At 73.9% G+C, this 9,260-nt stretch carries 4 protein-coding genes; 3 read left to right on the top strand and 1 reads right to left on the bottom strand.

Annotated elements, in window-relative coordinates; genetic code table 11:
- Positions 1-122 precede the first annotated feature (122 nt).
- Together GA0115240_RS24620 and GA0115240_RS24615 are read left to right on the top strand one after the other, a co-directional pair.
- The gene (locus GA0115240_RS24620; RefSeq protein ID WP_346267980.1) at positions 123-2,846 is read left to right on the top strand and encodes an ATP-binding protein; all 2,724 of its coding nucleotides are present in this window, start codon (positions 123-125) and stop codon (positions 2,844-2,846) included.
- A 121-nt stretch (positions 2,847-2,967) separates the two neighbouring features.
- A complete protein-coding gene (locus GA0115240_RS24615; RefSeq protein ID WP_093739748.1) occupies positions 2,968-3,411 on the top strand; it encodes a VOC family protein in 444 nt (147 codons plus the stop codon).
- A 157-nt stretch (positions 3,412-3,568) separates the two neighbouring features.
- Here GA0115240_RS24615 and GA0115240_RS24610 read toward each other — a convergent pair whose 3' ends face one another.
- Positions 3,569-5,722: a SpoIIE family protein phosphatase gene (locus GA0115240_RS24610; RefSeq protein WP_161302426.1), complete on the bottom strand. Its 2,154-nt coding sequence runs from the start codon at positions 5,720-5,722 to the stop codon at positions 3,569-3,571.
- Between the two features lie 641 nt (positions 5,723-6,363).
- Here GA0115240_RS24610 and GA0115240_RS24605 point away from each other — a divergent pair.
- Positions 6,364-8,994 carry a S8 family peptidase gene (locus tag GA0115240_RS24605; RefSeq protein ID WP_161302424.1) on the top strand — a complete coding sequence of 877 codons (2,631 nt, stop codon included), beginning with the start codon at positions 6,364-6,366 and terminating at the stop codon, positions 8,992-8,994.
- The last annotated feature ends 266 nt before the right edge of the window (positions 8,995-9,260 follow it).

Here is a 9,260-nt window from a genome sequence, read left to right as displayed (position 1 = left end):
CCGCGCGGCCGACGGCCGGGGCGTCGGACGCCGCCGACCCCGACCGGTCGGCCTGATCTACGCTGGATCCTCTGCTGTGCCGGGCGGCCGGCGGGCTCGCCCGGGGGAAGAGGATCTCGCACGTGGTGGACACGATGACCGGCGGCTTCGAGCTGCGCGGGCGCCGACGCGAACAGGACACGCTCGACCGCCTGCTGCGCGATGTCCGCGACGGGCGGAGCCGCGTGCTGGTGCTGCGCGGTGAACCGGGCGCCGGCAAGACCGCCCTGCTCGACTATCTGGTCGAGCGCGCACCGGGCGGCCGGGTGACCCGGACGGCCGGGGTCGAGCCGGAGTCCGAGATCGCGTATGCGGCGCTCCAGCAGCTCTGCGCGCCGCTGATGGACCGCCTGGAGCGGCTGCCCGAGCCGCAGCGGGGCGCGCTGTCCGTCGCCTTCGGGCTGATCCCCGGCGATCCGCCGGGAGCGCTGCTCGTCGGCCTGGCCGTGCTCGGCCTGCTCGCCGAGGCCGCCGCGCGGCAACCGCTGGTCTGTGTGGTGGACGACGCGCAGTGGATCGACCGGATGTCCGAGGTCGTCCTCACCTTCGTCGCCCGCCGGCTGGACGCCGAATCGGTCGCGCTGGTGCTGGCGGCCCGCAGCCCGGGCGACGAGCAGCTCTTCGCCGGCCTGCCGGAGCTGCGCGTCGACGGGCTGCCCGACGCCGACGCGCGCGCTCTGCTGGACACGGTGCTCACCGGGCCGGTCGACGCCCGCGTACGCGACCGGATCGTCGCCGAGACCCGGGGCAATCCGCTGGCCCTGATCGAGCTGCCGCGCGGCCTGACCGCGACCCAGCTGGCCTTCGGGTTCGGCGCGCGGAGCGCCACCCCGCTGATGGGCCGGGTCGAGGAGGGCTTCCAGCGGCGCATCGCGGCGCTGCCCGCCGACACCCGCCGCCTGGTGCTCACCGCCGCCGTCGAGCCGATCGGTGACGTGACCTTGCTGTGGCGCGCGCTCGACCGGCTGGGCATCGGCCCCGAGGCCGTCGCCCCCGCCGAGGCCGCCGAGCTGATGGAACTGGGGACCCGGGTCCGCTTCCGGCACCCGCTGGTGCGCTCGGCCGCGTGGCGGTCGGCCGGGGCGGCCCAACTGCGCGAGGCCCATGCCGCGCTGGCGGAGGTGACCGACGCCGGCAAGGATCCCGACCGCCGGGCGTGGCACCGGGCGCACGCCGCGGTCGGACCCGACGAGGAGGTCGCCGGCGAGCTCGAGCGCTCGGCCGACCGGGCCATGGCCCGCGGCGGCCGGTCCGCCGCGGCGAGCTTCCTGCAACGTGCCACCGAGCTGACCGCCGACCCGGGACGCCGGGCGGGGCTGGCCCTGGCCGCCGCCCATGCCCGCTTCGCGGCCGGGTCCCCCGCGCTGGTGCCGGACCTGCTGGCCGCCGCCGAGCTGGGCCCGCTCGACGTCCTGCAGCGGGCCGGCCTGGAGCGGCTGCGGGCCCAGGTCACCCTCGCGCTCGACCCCGGCCGGGGAGCCGGCCCGCCGCTGCTCGCCGCCGCCCTGCGGCTGCGGAGCCTGGACGCCGCCATGGCCCGGGAGACGTATCTGTCCGCGCTGGGTGCCGCCGTGCACGCCGGCCGGCTCGGCGGCGACCTGCGCCGGACCGCCGAGGCCGCCCGGGCGGTGCCGGCCGGGCAGGACGCGGTCGGCCTGCTGCTGACCGGTCTGACGCGGTGGAGCCTGGAGGGCTACGCGCCGTCCGTACCGGTCCTGCGCCGGGCGCTGGAAGCGCTCACCGCGAACGAGGACCCCGGCCTGCTGTGGCTGGCCGGACCCGTGGCGCACGAGGTGTGGCAGGAGGCGACCTGGCTGCGGCTCACCGAGCGGGCGATCGACGTCGCCCGTTCCACCGGGGCGCTGTCGCTGCTGCCCACCGCGCTGGTCTTCCGCGCCGGGGCCCTGGTCTTCGCCGGCCGCTTCGCCGACGCGTCGGACCTGCTCGACGAGGCCGACAGCCTGGAGCGGGCCACCGGCCTCGCCGCACACCCCTCCGCCCAGCTGACGCTGGCCGCCTACCGGGGCCGGGAACTGCCGGCCCTGGAGCTCATCGAGGCGACGGTCAAGGACGCCGAGGCACGCGGCGAGGGCCGGCTGCTCGGCCTGGCCGGCTACGCCAAGGCAGCGCTGTTCAACGGGCTGGGCCGCTACTCGGCCGCGTTGGAGGCCGCCCGCGAGGCCACCGGGTACGAGGACCTCGCCGTGTTCAACTGGACGCTCGGCGAACTGGTCGAGGCCGCGGCGCGCGCCGGGGAGCCGGCCGTCGCCGCGCTGGCGCGGGAGCGGCTGCGGGAGCGGACCGCGGCCGCCGGTACGGACTGGGCCCTGGGCGTCCAAGATGTCGCCGACGCGCTCGCCGGCCCGCCGGAACAGGCCGAGCGGCACTACCGCGACGCCGTCGAGCGGTTGTCCGCCGGCCGCCTCGGGCTGCCCCTGGCGCGGGCGCGGCTGCTCTACGGCGAGTGGCTGCGCCGGGAGAACCGACGCGGCGACGCCCGGACCCAACTGCACACCGCCCACCAGGCGTTCACCGCGATGGGCGCGGAGGGCTTCGCCGAACGGGCCGGCCGGGAGCTGGCCGCGACCGGCGAGAGCGTCCGCAAGCGGAGCCCCGGCGCGCCCGAGGAACTCACCCCGCAGGAGCTGCAGATCGCCCGGCTGGCCAGAGCGGGCCGGACCAATCCCGAGATCGGCGCCGTGATGTTCATCAGCCCGCGCACCGTCGAGTGGCACCTGCGCAAGATCTTCATCAAGCTCGGCATCGGGTCGCGCCGCGAACTGCGCGCCGCGCTGCCCGACCGGTGACCCCCGGGGGTCACACCAGGGACTCTGCCCGGGGCCACCGCCCGCTCGCTCGGCGATCGTAGGAAACCGGATGCCGGACGGCATCCGGACCTCGCTGGGAAGGGACGCTGGAATGGACACGGTGGAGTACAAACTCGAGGTGCTCGTCCTGCCGGTGGCGGATGTCGACCGGGCCAAGGAGTTCTACGAGCGGATCGGCTTCCGGACCGACCTCGACTACGCCGGCGGTGCGGACTTCCGCGTCGTGCATGTCACCCCGCCGGGTTCCGCGTGCTCGATCATCGTCGGCACCGGGGTCAGCGACGCCCGGCCGGGCTCGGTGCAGAACCTGCATCTGATCGTGGCCGACATCGAGAAGGCCCGGGCGGACCTGATCGGGCGCGGCGTCGAGGTGAGCGAGATCTTCCACGACGAGGACGGCGTCTTCCACCACGCCGGAACCGGCAAGCGGGTGCCCGGCTTCCTGCCCGGCAGGCCCTCGTACGGCGCCTTCGCCTCCTTCAGCGACCCCGACGGCAACGGCTTCCTCCTGCAGGAGATCACCGAGCGGCAGCCCGGTCGCTGACCAGCGGTCCGCCGCCGCCGGACCGCTCCCCGGCCCGGGCGGATCACCCCCTGCCCGGCCCCCGGCACATCGAAAGGACAAGAACCATCCCCGCCCGCCCCCGGCGAACCCGCCGCCGCGGCGCTCGCGAGCCGCAGCTCCGGGAGCGGGACAGCCCTCAGGCGCGGGTGCGCGCCACCAGCAGGGTGACGTCGTCGGGGGACGGCTTCGTGCGGAAGGCGTCGGGGAAGGCGGCGGCCGGGCCTCGCTCGGCGCTTCCCATGCCGTACGGCGCCATCGCGGTCACCACCCGCTGGCAGAACTGCTCCAGCGGAAGCGAGGGACCGGCCAGCGCGGTGCGCAGCCGGTCCATCCCGGTGTCGATGTCGGCCGTGCGGGTCTCGATCAGGCCGTCCGTATAGAGGGCGATGGTGCTGCCGGCGGGCAGGTCCACCGTGACGGACCGGTACGCCATCGTGCCCAGCCCGATCGGCGGCCCGACCGGCAGGTCCACGAAGCCGATGCTGCCGTCGGGATTGCGCACGGCCGGCGGCGGGTGGCCGGCGGAGGCCATGGTGCAGCCGCGGGTGGCGGGGTCGTAGACCGCGTACAAGCAGGTGCCGCCCATCGCCGAGGCCGCGAAGCTGCTGTCGCCCCCGGTGTCCTGGTCGCTGAGCCGGAGGACGAGCCGGTCCAGCCGGGCCAGCAGCTCCTCGGGCGGCGGGTCCAGGTCGGCGAGGGTCTGCACGACGGTCCGGTACTGGCCCATCCGCGCGGCGGCGCTGATGCCGTGCCCCACCACGTCGCCGATGACCAGGGCCACCCGGCCCTCGGACAGTGGGACCACGTCGAACCAGTCGCCGCCGACACCCTTGCGCGTGTCGGCCGGCAGATACCGGGACGCCACCTCCAGCGCGGCGCCGCCCGAGATCTTGCCGGGCAGCAGACTGCGCTGGAGAGTCAGGGAAGCCGCCCGCTCCCGGCTGTAGCGCCGCGCGTTGTCCAGGCTCAACGCCGCCCGCTCCACGAACTGTTCGATCAGCAGCAGATCCTCCCGCGAGAACGGCAGCGGGTTGTCGGTCCGGACGAACACCGCCTCGCCCAGCACCATGCCGCGGGCCTTCAGCGGGACGATGATCAGCGAGTGCATGCCGGTCGCCTTGATCGTCCGGGCCCGCTGGGGGTCCTGGTCGAGCCAGGTGCCGGGCGAGGTGTCCAGCACCGGCTCGAAGTGTGTCAATCCCGAGAGCAGGGCGCGGGTGAAAGGGGAATCCGGTGGGACGACGACCACCTCGCCGATCTGCCACAGCGCCTCGGGCAGGCCCGCGTGGATGGAAGCGATACCCGCCCGCCGGAAGACCGGGATCCGGGGATCGGCGGAATCGGTGTCCGAGGCCCCTATCGGCTCGGCCGGCTCCTCGCCGAGCGAAACCCAGTCCGCCAGATCCACCGTGACGTAGTCGGCCAGCAACGGCACGGCGGCATCGGCCAGTTCCTGCGCGGTCCGCTGGACGTCAAGAGCCGTCCCGATGTGCCGACTGGCCTCGCTGACCTGCAGGAAATGCTGCCTGATACGGGAGTCGGTCACGTCGGTGGCCGTCGAACACACACCGACCGGTTCGCCGTTCGGCCCTTCGACGCGGAAGAAGGTGCCCGCCAGTACCAACTCCCCGCCGTCGGGCAGGGTGCAGCGGTACTCGCGGTCGATCACTGGTTCCCCCGAATCGAAGACCCCTTGGACCAGGGCCTCCAGCGCCCGGCCCTCGGGACCGGGGAACACCTCGGCCGCCCGGCGCCCGGGCCGGTCCACCCCCATGGCCGCATCCATCCGCCCGGCCGCCTCGTTCAGCCACACGCGCCGCCCGTCCCGGTCGAACAGCGACAGCGCGATCGGTGACTGGTGCAGCAGGTCGGCCGGCTCCGGCACCGGCGGCAGTGACGCGGACTCCGGTGCGGCGGCGTCCACGGCTTCCCCCGCGCTCCCGCGGATCAGGTCGACCGTGACGATCCAGCCGGCGTCGCCGCGGCCGCCATCGGACAGCGGGGTGATCCGCACCGCCAGGTCGGCGTTCCGCCCGTCCCCGCGCCGGAACTCCGCGGTCCCGGACCACGAGCGCCTCGGCCGGGCACGCACCGACCAGCCGGACAGTTCCGCGCTCCCGCGGGTGGTCAGCAGCGTGTCGACCGCGTGCCCCACCACGTCGTCGGCGCGATGGCCGAGGAGATCCTGCGCGCCCTCGGACCACGCCAGCACCGCTCCGCCGTTGTCGAGGGTCAGTACCGCCCCACTCGCCCGGACCGGGCGCACCGTCGCACCGGCATGGTCGGCCATCTCCTCGGCCCTTCGTCGACTGCGGTGTGCACTTTTCCGCATCGTAAGCCCTGCGCACGGCCCAGCCGCGTTACCCGGCGAGCCGCGCTCCGCGGGGTCGCCGCCAGGCATTTCCGGACGCGCCGGCCCGAAGAGTCCTGTCCGGCGCGCACCATGACTGCCTGCGGGGATGTCTCGGACGGGGCGTCAGCCGGTCGGCCCCCGAGTGCCGGGGCGGACCGGCAGCGGACCGGCGGCCGGCAGGCAGTGGGCAGGCAGCGGGCAGCCAGCTGTGCCTGGACGTGACCGGACACCGCAGCACGAGCCCCGATGCCGCACTGACCATCTACACCTGCAGCGACACCGACGACCAGAACTGGACCTTCGTCTCCTGACCCGGGTCCGCCCGGCGGGCGGCACCGGGGTTATGAAACGGTACAAGATCGCCGAAACCAATCCCCGTGTTCCCAGCTCCGTTTAAAAGAGAGCCGTCACCTGTTCCCACCGTCTTCGCGTGGCGTGCACACTACATGCGGTGCTTCCTGAGCGCTTTCCGCACGGCTTTGCCTCTCCATACGGACCTTCACGTGGGAGTCGTCATTACCGACATACGCCATTCCCGTGCCCTGCAACCTCTTCGCCATCGAGCCCGACTGGCCACTTTGGCAACGGCGTTCACCGCGAGCGTGTCGCTCGCCCTCATCGGGAGCAGCGGCGCCTACGCCGCGCCGCCGGCTCCCTCGTCCCTGGCCCCCGCCGTGTACGGCGCCGACGCCGGCGGTCCGGTCATCGTGGTGCTGACCGACCAGCACGCCGACCTCAAGCTGAAGGCCCAGGGCGCCGCCCGTACTTCGGCCACCCGGTCCGATCAGCGGTCGATCGTCGCGGACATCAAGGCGGCCGGCGGCACCGGCATCCGCCAACTGGTCAGCGTCAACGCCGTCGCCGCCCACCTGTCCGCGGCCGAGGTCAAGAGCCTGCGCGGCAACCCGGCCGTCGCCGAGATCGTCCCCGACGACACGATCACCGTCGACCCCGGATCGAGCGTGGCGCACGCCCGGCCGGCCAAGCTGAGCCCGGCCCTCTGCCCGGCCGACCCGAACAAGCCCTTCACCGAGCCCGAGGCACTGTCGGTCGTCCACGCGTCGTCGGACAACCCCAGGGACAAGGACGAAGCGAACGACATCGCCACCGGCAAGGGCGTGATCGTCGCCAACGAGGGCATCAACGACCTCGCGGGCAACCCGAACTTCATCCGCAAGGACGGCACGCCCGTCGTGCTGGACGCACCCGATCCCACCGCCGACGACAGCGACGGCGAGTTCTACGGCGACGCCTCGTCGATCGCCGGCCAGGGCACGGTCGTCTACGACTACTCCCAGGAATTGCCGTTCTCCGGCCTGCCGAAGGGCTGCACCTTCACCATCAAGGGTGTCGCGCCGGACGCCTCGCTGGTCGACAGCTCGGTGATCGACACCCCGCCCAGCGGCACCGACGGCGCCGTGCAGCAGTCCGAATCCGAGGTCGTGGCCGGCATCGACAACGCTGTCGTCACCGAGCACGCGGACATCATCTCCGAGTCCTACGGGTACACCCCGCGCCCGGGCCGGTACGCGGTCTTCTACGCCGCGAACGACGCCGCGATCGCCGCGGGCGTGACCGTGGTGGTCTCCTCCGGTGACAGCGGCGACTCCGGCACCGTGTCCTCCCCGGCCAGCGACCCGCTCGCCATCGCCGTCGGCGCGACCAACACGCTGCGCCTCAACGCCCAGGCCACCGGCTTCACCCGCTGGACCAACAACAACATCACCCCGTTGTCCTCGGGCGGCACGACACCGAACAACCGCGTCGTCGACCTGGCCGCCCCGGGCTACGGCGGCGAGGCCGCCTGCAGCCCGACCGGCAGCGACTGCCCGACCAACACCCAGACCGAGGCCTTCGGCGGCACCAGCCAGTCCTGCCCGATCGTGGCCGGCGCCGCCGCCGACGTCATCCAGGCGTACGCCGACACGCACGCCGGCGCCAAGCCGACCCCGGCCCTGGTCAAGCAGATCCTGACCAGCACCGCGACCGACATCGGCGCACCGGCCGACCAGCAGGGCTCCGGCCTGCTCGACATCGACGCGGCCGTCAAGGCCGCCCAGCAGGAACCGGGCAGCACGCTGTCCGACCACGGCCACGGCAAGCCCGCCGACGCCGACAGCCTGGTCGTCGGTTCGCCGACGCAGCTGGACATCACCGCCAAGGCGGGCCCGAGCGCGCAGTCGGTGACGCTGTTCAACACCAGCCGCAGCGACACCCGGGTCAACGCCGCCTACCGCTCGCTGGGCCAGGCCCGGCAGATCGGCCGGACCGTCACCGAGCAGGTCAGCGCGCCCGACCCGAGCCTGCCGGTCCCGGCCCGGGGCGCCACGGCCGCCGCACCGATCAGATTCGACGTCCCCAAGGGCCTGGACCGGCTCAACGCCGACATGATCATCCCGGACCCGACGAACTCCACGGTCCTGTCGTACACGCTGATCGACCCCAAGGGCCGCCTGACGCAGATCTCCTACGACTACGGCACACCGCCGACCAGGGCGGGCCGGCTGGGCACGGTGTCCAACATCCAGCACGTGGAGGTCGCCGCACCGGTGCCGGGCACCTGGACGGCCGAGATCCTCTGGGCCAACGGCCGCGCCCACCTGCAGGAGCCGCCGAACGTGCCGGGCACCTACACCGGCACCGTCTCGTTCCGGGTCACCGGCCAGCACTACGTGACCACCCCGGCGGCGCACGGCGTGCGGATCAAGGCGCACTCCAGTGCCACCGTCCCGCTGCGGGTGCTGATGCCCGCCGCGCCCGGTGACCACCCGCAGTCCGTCCAGTTCGTCGCGGACAACGGTGCCCGGACCTCCCTGCCGGTGGCCCGCCGCACGCTGATCCCGTCGCAGGGCGGCGCGTTCGACACGACGATCACCAGCAGCGTCGGACGGCAGGTCGGCCAGATCAGCACGTACGACCTCGACGTGCCGGCCGGCAAGCAGAGCCTGGACGTCAGCTTCACGACACCCGACGCGAGCCCGGACAACCCGATGACGTTCTGGCTGCTCAACCCGAGCGGCACCGTCGTGCAGCAGGTCGCCGCCACCCCGGTCACCGACGCGTCGGGCACCACCACGGCCGCCGCGAACCTCGTCGCGGCGAGCCCCGCCGCGGGACGGTGGGAGATCGACGTGGAGCTCAACTTGACCACCAGCGGGAAGGAGTTCACCCAGCTGGTCCACGGCCTGGTCCGCTACGACCAGCCGTAGCCCGTCGGCGCCGGTAGGTTGCGGCGCGTGAGCGGCTCGACCGGTGTCCGGGACGCCACGGCGTCCCGGACACCGGTCGGGCACCGCGTCCCTCGCTGTCGGTAGCAGCGGGCAGCGCCCCGCCCGGTCCGTCCCGGGTCCGGACGGCGGGCAAGCCGGTGACCGGGCGAAAACGCCGACGAGGTGTGCCGGGCCGCCGTGTCCCGGTGCGGGCTGCCGCAGACGCCGCCGCGCTCCGCGACGGGCCGCGCCCGGCCTGCTGCCCC

The organism is Streptomyces sp. DvalAA-14, from assembly GCF_900091855.1.
In the GTDB taxonomy this organism is placed as follows: Bacteria; Actinomycetota; Actinomycetes; order Streptomycetales; family Streptomycetaceae; genus Actinacidiphila.
This window is presented reverse-complemented; position numbering and strand designations above follow the sequence as displayed.

Excerpts from the sequence above, each read along its gene's own strand:
- GA0115240_RS24610 (WP_161302426.1), bottom strand. The coding sequence starts at position 5,722 with ATGGCCGACCATGCCGGTGCGACGGTGCGCCCGGTCCGGGCGAGTGGG.